Origin of the sequence: Massilimicrobiota sp. An80, assembly GCF_002159255.1 — a bacterium.
GTDB classification, from domain to species: domain Bacteria; phylum Bacillota_I; class Bacilli_A; order Erysipelotrichales; family Coprobacillaceae; genus Allocoprobacillus; species Allocoprobacillus merdigallinarum.
The window spans coordinates 26,991-42,075 of the sequence record NZ_NFHI01000010.1 but is presented as its reverse complement, the minus strand read 5'-3'; the positions used below and the strand labels follow the sequence as shown (position 1 = coordinate 42,075).

Annotated in this window: 14 protein-coding genes, 2 tRNA genes and 1 other annotated feature; of the genes, 6 read left to right on the top strand and 10 right to left on the bottom strand. The window is 31.0% G+C overall.

The window, feature by feature from the left end:
* Positions 1-264: 264 nt before the first annotated feature.
* The 3 genes from B5G32_RS04460 to B5G32_RS04450 form a co-directional block, all read right to left on the bottom strand.
* Entirely contained in the window at positions 265-1,098 is an 834-nt protein-coding gene (locus B5G32_RS04460) for a MurR/RpiR family transcriptional regulator (RefSeq protein ID WP_087935957.1), read from the bottom strand.
* Between the two features lie 378 nt (positions 1,099-1,476).
* A tRNA-Trp gene (locus B5G32_RS04455) sits at positions 1,477-1,550 on the bottom strand.
* Positions 1,551-1,553: 3 nt separating this feature from the next.
* Positions 1,554-1,629 (bottom strand) — tRNA-Glu (locus tag B5G32_RS04450).
* Between the two features lie 99 nt (positions 1,630-1,728).
* Between B5G32_RS04450 and B5G32_RS04445 the strand changes: the two genes are divergently transcribed.
* The gene (locus B5G32_RS04445; RefSeq protein WP_087243054.1) at positions 1,729-2,094 is read left to right on the top strand and encodes a hypothetical protein; all 366 of its coding nucleotides are present in this window, start codon (positions 1,729-1,731) and stop codon (positions 2,092-2,094) included.
* A 2-nt stretch (positions 2,095-2,096) separates the two neighbouring features.
* Complete coding sequence (locus tag B5G32_RS04440; RefSeq protein WP_087935956.1) at positions 2,097-2,621, top strand: GNAT family N-acetyltransferase; 525 nt, start codon at positions 2,097-2,099, stop codon at positions 2,619-2,621.
* An 86-nt stretch (positions 2,622-2,707) separates the two neighbouring features.
* Here B5G32_RS04440 and rpmF read toward each other — a convergent pair whose 3' ends face one another.
* Positions 2,708-2,875, bottom strand: coding sequence for a 50S ribosomal protein L32 (gene rpmF, locus B5G32_RS04435; protein WP_087243058.1), 168 nt, complete (start codon positions 2,873-2,875; stop codon positions 2,708-2,710).
* Between the two features lie 12 nt (positions 2,876-2,887).
* Positions 2,888-3,409, bottom strand: a complete 522-nt coding sequence (locus tag B5G32_RS04430) for a YceD family protein (RefSeq protein ID WP_224759511.1) — start codon at positions 3,407-3,409, stop codon at positions 2,888-2,890.
* A gap of 146 nt (positions 3,410-3,555) precedes the next feature.
* On the opposite strand from B5G32_RS04430, the gene B5G32_RS04425 reads away from it, so the two are divergent.
* The 3 genes from B5G32_RS04425 to B5G32_RS04415 are packed head-to-tail and all read left to right on the top strand — an operon-like array spanning position 3,556 to position 5,953.
* Positions 3,556-4,707, top strand: a complete 1,152-nt coding sequence (locus B5G32_RS04425; protein WP_087935955.1) for a nucleotidyltransferase — start codon at positions 3,556-3,558, stop codon at positions 4,705-4,707.
* 36 nt (positions 4,708-4,743) lie between these two features.
* Positions 4,744-5,496, top strand: coding sequence for a threonine/serine exporter family protein (locus B5G32_RS04420; protein WP_087243064.1), 753 nt, complete (start codon positions 4,744-4,746; stop codon positions 5,494-5,496).
* 1 nt (position 5,497) lies between these two features.
* A complete protein-coding gene (locus B5G32_RS04415) occupies positions 5,498-5,953 on the top strand; it encodes a threonine/serine exporter family protein (RefSeq protein WP_087297078.1) in 456 nt (151 codons plus the stop codon).
* 247 nt (positions 5,954-6,200) lie between these two features.
* On the opposite strand, the gene pheT is transcribed toward B5G32_RS04415, so the two are convergent.
* From pheT to B5G32_RS04395, 4 genes are all read right to left on the bottom strand, one after another.
* A complete protein-coding gene (gene pheT / locus B5G32_RS04410) occupies positions 6,201-8,591 on the bottom strand; it encodes a phenylalanine--tRNA ligase subunit beta (protein ID WP_087935954.1) in 2,391 nt (796 codons plus the stop codon).
* Positions 8,592-8,595: 4 nt separating this feature from the next.
* Complete coding sequence (pheS, locus tag B5G32_RS04405) at positions 8,596-9,630, bottom strand: phenylalanine--tRNA ligase subunit alpha (RefSeq protein WP_087243070.1); 1,035 nt, start codon at positions 9,628-9,630, stop codon at positions 8,596-8,598.
* 32 nt (positions 9,631-9,662) lie between these two features.
* Positions 9,663-9,860, bottom strand: a binding site (T-box leader).
* Positions 9,861-9,903: 43 nt separating this feature from the next.
* A complete protein-coding gene (locus tag B5G32_RS04400; protein WP_087935953.1) occupies positions 9,904-11,760 on the bottom strand; it encodes an ABC transporter ATP-binding protein/permease in 1,857 nt (618 codons plus the stop codon).
* Position 11,761: 1 nt separating this feature from the next.
* Positions 11,762-13,546, bottom strand: coding sequence for an ABC transporter ATP-binding protein/permease (locus B5G32_RS04395; RefSeq protein WP_087935952.1), 1,785 nt, complete (start codon positions 13,544-13,546; stop codon positions 11,762-11,764).
* A gap of 39 nt (positions 13,547-13,585) precedes the next feature.
* Here B5G32_RS04395 and mnmL point away from each other — a divergent pair, with 39 nt between their 5' ends.
* Complete coding sequence (mnmL, locus tag B5G32_RS04390) at positions 13,586-14,530, top strand: tRNA modification radical SAM protein MnmL/YtqA (RefSeq protein WP_087243076.1); 945 nt, start codon at positions 13,586-13,588, stop codon at positions 14,528-14,530.
* A 6-nt stretch (positions 14,531-14,536) separates the two neighbouring features.
* Here mnmL and hpf read toward each other — a convergent pair whose 3' ends face one another.
* Positions 14,537-15,076 (bottom strand): ribosome hibernation-promoting factor, HPF/YfiA family, encoded by a 540-nt coding sequence (gene hpf / locus B5G32_RS04385; protein ID WP_087304097.1) that lies wholly within the window; start codon positions 15,074-15,076, stop codon positions 14,537-14,539.
* Positions 15,077-15,085 lie beyond the last annotated feature (9 nt).

Below are 15,085 nucleotides of genomic sequence, written 5' to 3'. Positions count from 1 at the left end.
TACTTAACCCTTTTGACGTTTCCACAATAACATATTTAAACTGATATGCATCTAAGGTCCCACCCCATAAAAATTCTTTCTTAAAACCATGTATAATTTCTCCTTTTCATAAAACTGTTGACATATTTATCATACATTGTTTTTATAATTATACAATACACAGAAATGATTATGGAATATTGCTACAAAATTGATAATCAAATCCTTTTAAAAATGTTACATTGTAACAAAAAAAGCAGTCAGAGCTGCTTATAATCTGTTTGATTACACCTTCTTATCAAATAGCGACCCATAAAGCTGATCCACTTCTTTAGCCTGTTGTAAATTGTCTGAAATGATAATACTGTATATCAGATCAAAAATATACTTTAAAGAAATATAAAAGACCATATCCTTTAAGCTTTCAAATTCATCATGAACCATACCATGTAACAAAATAGCCTGTTTTTTTGAAAGAGGATTTTCTTTATGACTTGTAATGATAATAAAAGGAATTTTTCTTTTGATCAAAATATCAGCAATATTTAAAAGATGTTCATTTTTGCCATTTTTACTTATCATAAAGACTGTATGATGAGAATCCACATTCAAACTCAGCCATAACTGTTTATCCCTATTTTGGTAAACCGTTGTTATTTTTCCTGTACTCAACAATAAATGACTAGCATATTCACCAATGCAGGCATTTGTATCATTAGCAATAATATCAATATATTGATTCTGCGAAATATGGAACATAACTTCTTTTAAAGTATCTACTGAAAGCATATGCTTTGTCTGATTCATAATACCCACTTCAATTTCAGACAATTTCTCCTTAATTGAAAATAAGCTTTCATGAGATAAAATTTCCATATCTTTCAAGTAATATTGATTTAAAAAAGAATGAATATGAATTTTAAAATCATTATAACTTACAAAACCAAGTTTTTTTACGAATCTTACAACAGCTGTTGCACTGGTGTATGTATTTTTAGCAAGTTGATGCGTAGACAGATGAATCACTTCATCACTATGATCAATAATATATTGAGCTAAATATAAATCATTATCATTCAATTTATAATCTTGTGCTATTTTTTCTAAAATCAGACTCATAAAGCATCACTTTCCTCTTCTATTTTCAATTTATTGTTTATAAAACTCATGTTTATGATACATTGATTATTTCATGAAAATAACTATTTCTATATTTTATAAAAATATTATACCATACTTTTTAATTTCTCGTTTATTTCCTGTTAAAGTAAATACTTCTATTTGAGAAATTTGAGAAATGATATTGCAAGTCAATTAAAAAACATGAAATCTCTATAAATAATAACAAAATTATCAAATATTTTTTAACATTAATCATATATAGATTTCATTGAATAAAAAGCCACCCAATTACTATTTATCGCAATGAGATGACTTCTGTCGTAAATAATATATTTGAATAAGAAAAAAGAGCGATCAATCGCTCTAACTTACTGATGGCAGGGGCGGCAGGAATCGAACCCGCGTCCACGGTTTTGGAGACCGATGCTCTACCATTGAACCACGCCCCTATATGGTGACCTGTACGGGATTCGAACCCGTGAATGCATGCGTGAAAGGCATGTGAGTTAACCGTTTCTCCAACAGGCCAATTGATTTTGCTTTGTAATAATAACATATAAAATATAGAAAAGCAATAGAAAAAATAAAGAAATAGTGATATTATAGATAAGTATTGGAGGAAATAAAATGTTTGGTTTTGGAAAAAAAGTAGAAATTAAGAAAATAGATATTAATGAAGGATTTCGTCAATATGAAAAAAATCCTGATAAAATCACAATTATATGTTTAGATGAATTAAAAGACTATGATGAATTACATATTGCTGATGCAGAATGTTTTCCTTTTCGTTTATTAGATAGATTTGAAGAATCATATCCTAATAAAAACATGAAATATTATTTATATGCCATTAACAAGGCACTCAGTGAAAAAGCCTGTAAAAAACTATTAAAGAAAGATTATGATGTTTATGATCTAGGAAGTTTTTTAAATTATAGAGAAAGAGAAGAAGGATTTCAAGCGACAAGAAAAAATCGTAGAAGAAAAAGATAATAATGAAAATTCTTTATAAAAATATACTCATTCGTGATGCAAAAGAAAATGATGCAACAATTCTTACAAAATGGTGGAATGACGGAAAAATAATGGCTCATGCTGGATTCCCAGAAGGTATCAATACGACCGTTCAAAAAGTTAAGCACCAACTCCAAGAAGAAATAAAAAATCATAAGCATCGTCTTATTATCGAATATAAAGATTGCCCCATTGGGGAGGTGTGCTTTTTTCCTTGTCATGACGCAGTTGAAATTGGTATTAAAATATGTGAAATAAATATGCAAAATCAAGGTTTAGGTCATACCATACTCACATTATTCATTCATGAACTCTTTCAAAAAGGTGTACCCAAAATAGTTTTAAGTACAGATTTGAATAATCTTCGTGCGCAACATGTTTATGAAAAAATAGGTTTTCAAAAATATGATATTCAATATAATTATTGGAAAGATCCTCAAGGAGAAATGCATTCAGCTATTTTTTATGAACTGTTACCTCAAAATTTTATTCATCAACGAAAATAATTTTCAAAAAATAAGAGAACAGCTAAATCGCTATTCTCTTATTTTCATTTATTCATAAAAAAAGCCCTTGAAATAAGGGGCAGTTTTTATAACACTTTTTGTCCGTTGTAAGTTCCGCAATGTTTGCATACTCTATGAGATAATTTATATTCTCCACATTCTGGGCAAACAACGACACTTGGTACTGTTAACTTGTCATGTGTTCTTCTTTTGTTTCTTCTTGTTTTTGAAACTCTTCTTTGTGGTACTGCCATAGGTACACCTCCTTATTCCTTATCCTTAAAATAATCTTTAAGCTTCGCTAAACGAGGATCAATATAATCCTCATCATGTTTTTCATCCTCTTCACTTAATACTTTCCAGCCATGACCTTGAGTCTTTAAAGAAGCACCTTCCTTAACAACTCTCATTGGAACTTCCAGCATAATCTCCTGGAAAATGACAGGTGTTAAATCAACAATGTTTTTCTTAACTTCTATAACCTCTTCATCATCTTGTGGTTTATAAAAAGCAAAAATAACATTTGATTCAATATGGAAAGGATAATCCACATCTTCCAATGATATGGCACATGGTAAAATCATTTCTCCATCTATTTGGAAATCAACGTATAATTGATGATTTTTTGTGTCTAAACGTCCCTGTCCTTGAACATGAACATCCTTTAAACCATTAATTTGGGATAAATTATGGAACATTTCTGATGGAAAACTTAATTTTTCATCGAAATGAAAACAACCATCTTTTTGTTTAATAATCCATTGTAAATTCCATTTCAAAAAAATCACCCTTTACATCGCATAGCCCATTATATATAAAAGTAAGAAATATGTCAATCTAAATTTAAATATTTCATTGAATATTTCCACTCTTTTCAAGTAAAACTATGTTTATTTCCTAAACTATGTTAAACTATCCCTTGGAGGTGAAAGCCATGAGAATATTAGGATTAATTGTTGAATATAATCCTTTTCATAATGGACACATTTATCATATCCAAAAAGCAAAGTCTCTGGCACAATTTGATTATACAATTGCGATTATGTCGTCATCATTTGTACAAAGAGGTGAACCAGCTATTATTGATAAATGGAAACGCAGTCAGTTAGCAATCGAATTTGGTGTAGATTTAGTGATTGAATTACCTTTTGTTTATACTTGTCAGAGTGCTGACTATTTTGCAAAAGGAGCTATAGATTTATTAGCAGCTATAGGGGTCACTGATATATGTTTTGGTAGTGAAGATGGTCGTATTTCAACTTTTGTTGATATTGCTCAAGCCATTTTTCAACATCAAGATATCTATAATGAATATGTTCAAAAAGCTATGAAAAAAGGATTACGCTATGCTGATGCCTGCAATCAGGCACTTCAATACATTATGAATAAAGAAATTAAAACACCCAATGATTTATTAGGACTCAGTTATGTCAAAGAAATTATTTTCCATCAATATCCTATAACTTCTCATTGTTTTCCAAGAACAAATGCTTATCATGGATTAAATCTTCAAACCATTGCCAGTGCATCAGCTATCAGAAATGCTATAAGAAATAAGCAAGATTTTTCTCATTCCCTACCTCATGCCGATCTTTATCATCATTGTGATCTTTTTCAACTTGAAGATTTTTTTCCATATTTACAATATCAAATTTGTACATCCAGTTTACAGGAACTAAAAAGCTATCATATGGTCGATGAAGGTTTAGAAAATTTATTATATAAACATATCCAATCTTGTTCATCAATGGAAGAATTCATCAATCAGTTATCCTCTAAACGTTATACACGTCCACGTATTTCGCGTATGCTTATTCATATTTTAATGAAGAACACAAAAAATGATATTCATAATGCCATGCATGTCGATTATTTAAGAGTCTTAGCTATGAATCAAAAGGGAAGACAATATTTATCTACTATTAAAAAAACATGTCCTTATTCTTTAATTACCAACCTGCCAAAATATCATCACCCTGCTTTAGAAATAGAACTGAAAGCAACACGTTTACTTTCACTTTTATCTTCTCACCCACAAGCACTTATTCAAGAAGAATTTTCACATATTCCATTGATTCAATCATGAGGTTTATGATATAACAATTATCTGTGGGGTGAAAAAATGAACGATTTAGACATTTTACAACAAATCAATAAAATTGGACAATTGTTATTAAAACATGGTGCAGAAATATACCGTGTAGAAGAATCTTTAAAAAGAATGTGTGAAGGATTTGGCTTTACTGATATTGAAGTTTTCGCAATCCCATCATATTTTACTTTATCATTAACTTTGCATGATGGAACACCCTATCAATCATCCAGGCGATCACGTAGTAATCATACTCATCTGGATCATTTATATGAACTCAATTGCTTAGTCAGACAAATCAGTAATCAAGAATTATCTCTAGATGAAATCAAAAATCAAATTGAGATAATTGAATCCGAAAGATTGAATTATCGTCTCATACTTATTGGTTATATTGTATCCGCAGCCATGTTCTGTGCATTTTTTGGTGGACATATCAATGAAATGATTGTTTCTGCTTTTATTGGGTTTATTTTATACTACTTTATATATCTTTTAGAAAAGCTTGATGTTAATGGAATTGTTCGTACAATTCTAGCAAGTATGGTTTTAGCCAGTATTGCTATTATTGCACAAAAAATAAATTTCATTACTAATCAGCAAGCAGTGATTACAGGAACTTTAATGATTCTTGTTCCTGGTATTGCTATTACAAATAGTCTAAGGGATATTATTGGCGGTGACTTTGTTTCTGGATTATCTCGTATGATTGAAGCTATTTTAATAGCTGCCAGCATTGCTATTGGTGTAGGGATTATGATGATGATTTTACAAGGAGTTTAAAATGGAAGGGTTTATACAGTGTTTATCAGCTTTTATAGGCTGCTTTGGTTTTACTTTTATATTTAGAATACAGAAAAATATTCGATTTTCTTTAACAGGATCTCTTATTGGTGCGCTAGGATGGTTTATTTATTTAGCAACTGCTTCACTCAACAATATTTTCCTACAAAGTTTTATTGCAATGCTTTGCGTATCATTGCTTGCTGAATGTTTTGCTAGGTTTTTCAAAGCCCCTGCTACCATTTTTATTGTTATCGGTTGCTTTCCATTAGTTCCTGGTAGTGGTATTTACTATACAATGCTGTATGCTGTACAAGGGATGAATGACCTTTTTATGAAAAGCTTTTTATCCACTTTAGGAACCAGTCTTTCACTAGCTTTAGCTATTTTAATTTCCTCTACAGCATTTCAAGTTTATAAAAGAATCAAAACAAAGAATTTTATTGATATGGGATAAATAAAAGAAGTTATAATGCTAAGATGATGAGCATCTATGTATTATGACTTTTTATTTTATACACATTCATAAAATCATATCATTATATAATAAATAAAAAAGGAGATGAACAAAATCATCTCCATTTATAATCAATCATGGTAGTTTGAAAACCTTTAACTTCTAAAGTAAGCCTTCATCAGTTCGTTTTCAATCCGTTCTTCAAATAACAGTATAAACCGCATAAAGAGAACTCAAAGTATTGCATTTAAACTCTTAAATGTGCTCCATATTCTTTAGAAACAACATTTAAAATTTGTTCCATAGTGGCATTAATTGTTGCATCATCCAATGTTTTTGAAGCATCCTGGAATGTTAACGCAATAGCAACAGACTTTTTACCACTTTCAATACGTTCCCCTTCATAAATATCAAAAATCTTTGTATCAACAATGAAACGTTGACCAGCTTTACAAATAGAGCGTACAACATCATGAACAGGAATATCTTGATCCATAACCAAAGCAATATCTCTTGTTACTGAAGGATATTGTGGAATATCTGTAAATTTAATTGCTGGTTTCTTTAAATTTAATAAAACAGATAGATTTAATTCTGCAACATAAACATCTTTGACATCGTATTTTTTCGCAAGGCGAGGATGAATTTCACCAATGACACCAACAATGTCATTACCCATCATTAAATATCCACTTCTTCCAGGATGGAAATTTTGATTATCTTCTTCAACACGTTTCAATGTATAACGTGATTCTTTAATTCCTAATTTCTTTAAAATTGTTTCCACAAATCCCTTAACTAAATAGAAATCAGCTTTTTGTTGAATTTGTTGCCATGTCACATCATGATACATACCTGTGCATGCAATAGCTAAATTTTGAATTTCATGACCTTGAGAATAAGTATTAGAAATTTCATAAATCATAACATCTTTTTGAGAATGAGCTGTATTATAATTGATTGCCTGTAATAAAGATGGAATTAATGATTTTCTTGTTACACTTCTTTCTTCACCGATTGGCAACATTAAAGCAATATGATCATCTTTATGGAAAAGATTAAAATCATCCACCATAGATGGTGAAGTCAACGTATATGTTATAACTTCATGTAATCCTAAATCTGTTAATAAATGTCTTATTGCTTTTGTATGACTTTGAACAGGTGTTAAAGCCCCTTTTGTCATTTCCATTAATGGTAATGTAGATGGAATATGATCATAACCATACATTCTTGCAATTTCTTCAATGACATCCGCATCCATTGACATATCATTACGATATGATGGAACATGAACAGTAAATGTTTCATTATCTAATGTATATGTAAAATGTAATCTTGTTAATATATCTTCAATATCTTCAGTTGAAATTGTTGTTCCTAGTAATCCATTGACACGTGATGTTGTCAATGTAATCACTTTTTCTGTCATTTCATAATCAGTCATGACTGTTTGATAAATTTCTTTAGCATCAGCCAATTCTTCAAGTAAAGCAGCACAACGATTTAGAACACGAGGTGTATTTGCTGTATCAATAGCTCCTTTGATATAGTGTTGTGAAGCATCTGTTAATAAATTTAAACGACGTGCTGTATTTCTTAATGTAGCTCCATGGAATGTTGCAGCTTCAATGACAATATTCACTGTATTTTCATCAATCTTTGTGTCATCTCCACCCATAACACCAGCAACACATCCAATTCCCTGATCAGTAGAAACAATAATATCTTCAGGTAAGATTTCATATTCTTTACCATCTAATAATGTTGCTTTTTGATGGAATCCAGTCTTAATAACAAAACGTTTTTCTTTTAACTTATCATAATCATACATATGAATAGGTTGTCCTGTTTCTAACATCACAAAGTTAGAAATATCTACAATATTATTAATTGGCTTAATACCACTTGCCATTAAAAATGTTCTTAACCATTCAGGTGACTCCTTTGTTGTCACCCCTTTGACTAATTTAGCCCCAAAACATGGACATAAATCTGTTTGTACATCAATTTCAATATCGCTTTCTAATTCATTTAAAGTTTTCATTTCTGGAACATGAACATCTCTTTTTAACAATGCTCCGACTTCATAAGCCAAAGCAATCATTGCCATACAATCAGCACGATTTGGTGTTAAACCAATATCTAAAACAGTATCATCATACCCCATATATTTTAAAGCCTCTTCACCCACTGGAGCATCAGCATCTAAAACATGGATTCCTGCTTTATCTTGTTCACGTAATAATCTTTGATCAATTCCAAGTTCAGCAATAGAACAAATCATACCATTTGATTCTATACCACGTATTTTGGCTTCTTTAATTTTAAACCCATCACCTAAATCACATCCTGGTAATGCTACAATCACTTTTTGCCCAGCAGCAACATTAGGAGCTCCACAAACAATCTGTTGAGTGACTCCATTTCCTACTTCTACTTGACAAATATTTAAATGGTCACTATCAGGATGAGGAACCTTTTCTTTTACATATCCAACAACAAGTTTATCACCTCTTGCAAAGACATGCATTCCTTCAACTTCATGACCTATAGATGTCAATTGATCAGCAATTTCCTGAGCTGAAAAATCATCAACTTTTACATATTGATTTAATAATTTTAAACTTGCTTCCATATGTCTAATCCTTTCTTACAAATTGATTTAAGAATCTTAAATCACCACTATAAAAATCTCTAATATTATCAATACCATATTTCAACATAGCCACACGTTCTAAGCCAATACCAAATGCAAATCCCTGATAAACCTGGCTATCAAATCCACACATTTCTAAAACTTTAGGATTCACCATACCAGCACCTAAAATTTCAATCCAACCTGTATTTTTACACATTGAACATCCTTTTCCATTACAGTTATAGCATGAAATATCAACTTCAACACTTGGTTCTGTAAATGGGAAATATGAAGGTCTTAAACGAATTTCACGTTTTTCACCAAACATCTTTTTCGCAAATAATTCCAATGTTCCTTTTAAATCAGCCATAGTAATATTTTTATCAATAACCAATCCTTCACATTGACTGAACTGATGCGAATGTGTTGCATCATCATCATCACGGCGATATGTTTTTCCTGGACAAATAACTTTGATTGGTCCTCTTCCATTAGCCGCTAACATAACATGTGCCTGAACTGGTGATGTATGTGTTCTTAATAAAGTATTTTCATCAATATAGAAAGTATCTTGCATATCTCTTGCAGGATGATCCTTTGGTAAATTCATAAGCTCAAAATTAAAATGATCGCTTTCAACTTCAGGACCTTCTGCGATACTATATCCCATTCCAATAAATAAATCTTCTAATTCTTCTCTAATCATTGTTAAAGGATGAATTGTTCCAAGTGGCAATTGACTACCAGGTAAACTAATATCAATTTTTTCATTTTGAATTTTCTTAAGCATTTCAGCTTCTTCTAATACTTTTCTCTTTTCCTCAATAGCTTGTGTTATCTCTTGTTTAACTTTATTTGATACTTGTCCAAAAGACGCACGTTGTTCTTTAGACATATCTTTCATTGACTTCATTGCAGATTGCATTGGACCTTTTTTCCCTAGATAGAAAACCCTTAAATCATTTAAATCTTTTAATGATGAACAATCATGAATCTTCAATAAAGCTTCTTCTTTAATCTTTAATAATTCGTCCATAATATCCTCCTTCAAATAAAAAAATCGTTCCACATAGGAACGATTGTATCGCGGTACCATCCTAATTCATAACAAATGTTATGCACCTTTACTGCAATAACGCTGCTTCGCGGCGATGATTAGTCGCACTCCAAGGTGAATTCAATAAATGCATTGTAAGAAAACTTTCAGCCACCGTTTTCCTCTCTGATACAAATTCTTTATCTACTTGTCCTCTTCATCGTATTAACGCTACTATTATAACTAACTTTTTATATAAAAACAAGTTTTTCTTTACTCTTTTAATGCCTGAACAGTGTTCATTTTTAAAATATACAACAATGGTGGTAACTGACTTATCAAAACAAGTAAGTCACTAACAATAAAAACAAAAGCAATAATATTTATATCTACCTGTATAGAAAACAATTCACTTTCAAACATATTCTGTAAAAAGATATTCATCATATGAATCAATTGATAATACAAAATCATGCATATAGACTGTGTTAATATAAGAATTTGGAAAGACTCATAAAGCACAATTTTAATAATATCTAAAGAACTGGCTCCAAAACATTTCATGATAGCTAAATCTTTTTTCTTTTGTATCACATTTAAAAACATAACTTCACCAATCAAAAATAAAGAAGATAAAATAGCCAAAAGAGAAAAAAACAGCAAGATGATATTCGCTTGATTTAAAACTTGTGATACATTTTGAGTTGTCGATTCTCCTATCGCTAAAAATTCATAATCTGGAAATTGTTTTTTCAACTGTTTCATAACATGATCTCTATGATAGTCAGGATGTACATAAACAATTCCTAAATGTGATGACACCTGTTCAAGCTCATATTGATAAATATCTTTCAATAAATAAATGTAAGCATGATCCATCTGATAGAGTGTATCTAGAGCGGTGGTTTGATTCGTAATACCAACAATTTTATAACAAATACCTTTCACTTCCCAATCATGTTGATACCAGGCATAAACATTCTGCCCAATCAAAGAAGCGACATCCTGCTGTCCACAAAGATGTCTAGCTGTTGAAAGAGATAATAAAATTTCATGATGTGCCTGTGGATAATTTCCGTATTTTAATGACAGATATGTATAAGGAGAAGTATCATCTCCAATAAATAAAGTCTGAGATTGTTCATATCTTTCAGATTGAAAACCAATTCCTAAACATTCATAATCATCTAAAAACATCTCACTTTTCATAATTCCAGGTTGATTTTTTATCTGATTTAATAAATCTAAAGACAGAGATTGCTGATAACGTGATTGAAAACTGATTCCTGATGCAGGAACAAGTGAGTAAATATATTGATGAAACTGCCCTTCAAGATGACGAGTGAGTGTTAATGCTAAAACAATGCTTAATAATGATAATAGTAAACCTATCATCAATTGAAATGAACGTGCCTTATGTGAACATAATGATGCAAACGCAAGGCGCATATGGCATAAGAAATACTTCTTTTGCACAGTTGGAAAACGTTCAATTTTTTCTGTTTCATGAAAGCATATATGCTCAATAATCTGTCCGTCCTGCATTTTATAAACTTCATCACTATATTGGCTTACCAGCTTTTCATCATGAGATACCAAAATAACTAAACGATGTTGAGATTCTTCTTTTAATAATTCCATAACAGCTTGTGCATATTGGGGATCAAGTGATCCGGTAGGTTCATCACATAAAAGAATATCACTACGGTGATAGTGACTTCTTAAATATGCCAGACGCTGTCTTTGTCCAAGTGAAAGTGAATGCAAAGACTGATTTTTTAATGTTTCTAAAGCTAGTGATAATGATGCTTTTTCCTGTTTATGAAAAAAACGTGGTAAACTTATATTTTGTTTTATAGATAGCCACATAATCAGATGAAACTGTTGAAAGATAAAACTGACATGATGTCGTCGATAACGTGTCAAATGATGCTTAACACTCTTGTTTTTCCATAAAATATCACCTTGAAAATCAGTATCAATGCCTCCTAGAATATGTAATAAGGTTGTTTTTCCACAACCGCTAGGACCCACAATCGCAACAATGCCTGAAGTTGGAAAACACATACATATGTCATCCAAAACTTTTTGATAGTGATATCTTTTTGAAATATGTTGAACTTCAAGCATATTATTCCTCCCTTAAAACATCAATCTTCGTCATTTTCATCATTTTTCTAACAGGATGCAAAACAGATAAAACACTCATCACAAGATAAATCATAAAAATAATCACATATAAATCATAACGTGAATAAAAGATAGGCTTTAACAACAATGAAAAAGAAACATATTGCGAAATATTCACAACATGATTGATATATTCATATATAACCATCGCCAGCAAACAACCTCCACCAGCAATCATCAACCCCAATTGCATCGCCTCAAAAAGAGATAATATAAACAGTCTGAAAGATGAAATACCTAGTGATAATAAATATGCAATATCATGTTTTCTTTCAAAATAAATAATGGATTCTACGATTCCAATTAATATCAGTGATATCAACAAACTCATTCCAATGAAAATCATTGCTACAATTTGTGCTAAAGACAATAAAGATTGATAACTTGATACTCTTTCTTGAATGTCACTATAAACAATATAATCTTTAGATAATGCTTGATATAAACTTTCATTTTTATTGAATTGACTTTCTACAATCAATTCACGATTATTCATCAACTCTGGCATTTCTTGTTTCAATGTATGATTGAGATAAATTTCATTTTGACTGAAAAAATCTTTTTGAAGAACGCCCACAACTGTTAAAGATATACTTTTTTGTTGATATGTTAAAACAATGGACTGCTGATGATATTTTTGATCAAATGACTGACTGACAACAATTTCATGAGCTTCCTGTGGAAAACGTCCTTTCAATAAACGAACATGTGTGTTTTGCACTGGTAAAAAATATAAGGCAGTATCTTCGATTTCCTGTTGGGACTGCCAAAGCTGACACTGTTCTAATTGATAACCATAATCTATATAAGCAATATCTTCATGAGAAAGCATTGTTTCAAATGGCATCCCATCTTTGTTTTCAACATTGATGATATTTTTTAAAACAGCTTGTTGCTCACTTTGAGACGTTGCTTCAAACGCTCCAAAAATAGCTGTTACAATCAAAAAGAACGCTACAATCACTATCCATTGAAATAAAAAAAGAAACATGAGTTTGTTTCTTTGATAGACTATTTGTCTGATAGGATAAAACCATAAAGTATGATGCTGATGTTTCTTTAAAGATATTTCTTTTGGCTTTTGAGATTGCTTCATATGTCCTTTTAATTGACCATCTTCTAATGTCAATACACTATCGCAATATGTCTGCAATAACAGTGGATCATGCGAAACAATAATAACCAAAGCATCTTGAGAAATCATTTTTAAATATTTCATAACGTCTTGAGCCTGATGATGATATAAAGCCCCAGTCGGTTCATCACATAAAATAATATCGGACTGCTTTAATAATGCCTTCGCAAGAGATGCTCTTTTCATTTGACCACCAGATAATTGCGAAGGATAGCGGGACAACAAATCTTGTATACCAAGTCGTTTCACGACTTTTTGAAGCAATGACGAACTATAATGAAGATGACTGATATGGCAAGGCAAAATGATATTTTCTTTAATGGTTAAAGAAGAAATAAAATCTTTATTTTGCATCATAAAAGACATATGTTCGCATATAAACTTTTCTTTATCTTCAATTTTTTCATGATTAAAAAGAATATCTCCTTCATAATCTTCATCCAATAATCCCATAATATACAAAAGTGTACTTTTTCCACAACCACTTTTTCCTTGAATTCCAATCATTCCTGTGTCTGGAAAACAAATAGAAATATGATTGAGAATTGGGGTTGTTTCATATTGTTTATAAATATTTTTTAACTCTAACATTCTATTCTCCTTTATGTTATAATCTTAGCGGGTGATGCTATGAATCAATTTCCTTATACATTAGATAACAAACGCTATCATACATATAACTACTTTTTAAAAAATAAATATCATCATAAAGTTGCGAAAGTATCTTTAAATGCAGGCTTTACCTGTCCTAACCGAGATGGAACATGCGGGTATGGAGGCTGTATTTTCTGCTCAGATTCTGGCTCAGGCGACTTTGCTGGAAATGTCCAAGATTCTTTACAAAAACAATTCCACGACATTTCTTCGATAATGCGTCAAAAATGGCCTGATTGTCAGTTTATTGCATACTTTCAAGCCAACAGCAATACATATGGTACTGTCGCTCAACTCAAAGAAAGATTTGAACCATTTGTTGATATGAAAGATGTTGTTGGCATTGCGATTGCAACACGTCCTGACTGTTTAGATGATGAAATTTGTGATTATCTATATCAATTATCTCAAAAATGTGATTTATACATAGAGCTTGGTTTACAGACTATCCATGATCAGACGGCCAAACTGATTCATCGTGGACACGACTATCAGACTTTTTTAGAAGGACTTGATCGTTTAAGAAAACGCCACTTAGATGTTTGTGTTCATATCATTAATGGTCTACCTTATGAAACATATGATATGATGTTAGAAACAGCAAAACAGGTTGGTCAATTAGATATCCAAGGACTTAAAATTCACAATCTCTATATGCTGAAAAATACCGCTTTACATCGTTTATATCAAAAACAACCTTTTCCTATGTTAACGCGTGAAGACTATATTTCATTAGTTGTTGACCAATTGCAGTATATCCCTAGTCATGTTGTGATTGAAAGACTGACCGGAGATGCACCATTACAAGATTTAGTCGCACCTTTATGGTCAATCAAAAAAGTAACAATTCTTAATGATATTGATAAATTGATGAAAGAAAAAGATACCCATCAAGGGTATCTTCTAGAAAGCTCTGTATAGAGCTTTTTATTGTGCTTCATGAGTTTCAATAAGTCCATAACCACCATTATGTCTTTTATAAACAACACTGATTTCATTTGTTTCTACATCACGATAAACAAAGAATGAATGTCCAATCAATTCCATTTGCATAATCGCTTCTTCCATATCCATTGGTTTAGGACTGATTGATTTTGTTTTGACAATAACATCTTCTTCCTCATGTTCTAAAGGTTCAATAGAAGCAACATTAAATGCGAGTTTATTATCTTTAGATTTACGACTTAATCTCGTTTTATACTTTCTAATTTGTCCTTCTAATTTGTCGATAACTAAATCAATAGCATTATAAAGATCATTATCAACAACTTCTGCTCTTAATAATACATATTCTGTTGGAATAGTCACTTCAATTTTTTGACCAACTGGATAAGTACGAATCAAAACTTTTGCTTCAACATGATCACTGACAATGAAATACTTATCTAACATGCTGAGCTTTTTATTGATTTTTGTTTCAATCCCTTCAGTTAGTGCAATATTTTTTCCTCTTATACTGACTTTCATAAATATTCC

Bases quoted from the DNA above. Each gene is read 5' to 3' on its own strand.
- B5G32_RS04415 (WP_087297078.1), top strand. From the start codon at position 5,498: ATGGAAGGGTTTATACAGTGTTTATCAGCTTTTATAGGCTGCTTTGGT.
- pheT (WP_087935954.1), bottom strand. From the start codon at position 8,591: ATGGAAGCAAGTTTAAAATTATTAAATCAATATGTAAAAGTTGATGAT.
- pheS (WP_087243070.1), bottom strand. From the start codon at position 9,630: ATGGACGAATTATTAAAGATTAAAGAAGAAGCTTTATTGAAGATTCAT.
- B5G32_RS04420 (WP_087243064.1), top strand. From the start codon at position 4,744: ATGAACGATTTAGACATTTTACAACAAATCAATAAAATTGGACAATTG.
- B5G32_RS04445 (WP_087243054.1), top strand. From the start codon at position 1,729: ATGTTTGGTTTTGGAAAAAAAGTAGAAATTAAGAAAATAGATATTAAT.
- mnmL (WP_087243076.1), top strand. From the start codon at position 13,586: ATGAATCAATTTCCTTATACATTAGATAACAAACGCTATCATACATAT.
- B5G32_RS04440 (WP_087935956.1), top strand. From the start codon at position 2,097: ATGAAAATTCTTTATAAAAATATACTCATTCGTGATGCAAAAGAAAAT.
- hpf (WP_087304097.1), bottom strand. From the start codon at position 15,076: ATGAAAGTCAGTATAAGAGGAAAAAATATTGCACTAACTGAAGGGATT.
- rpmF (WP_087243058.1), bottom strand. From the start codon at position 2,875: ATGGCAGTACCACAAAGAAGAGTTTCAAAAACAAGAAGAAACAAAAGA.
- B5G32_RS04400 (WP_087935953.1), bottom strand. From the start codon at position 11,760: ATGCTTGAAGTTCAACATATTTCAAAAAGATATCACTATCAAAAAGTT.
- B5G32_RS04395 (WP_087935952.1), bottom strand. From the start codon at position 13,546: ATGTTAGAGTTAAAAAATATTTATAAACAATATGAAACAACCCCAATT.
- B5G32_RS04460 (WP_087935957.1), bottom strand. From the start codon at position 1,098: ATGAGTCTGATTTTAGAAAAAATAGCACAAGATTATAAATTGAATGAT.
- B5G32_RS04425 (WP_087935955.1), top strand. From the start codon at position 3,556: ATGAGAATATTAGGATTAATTGTTGAATATAATCCTTTTCATAATGGA.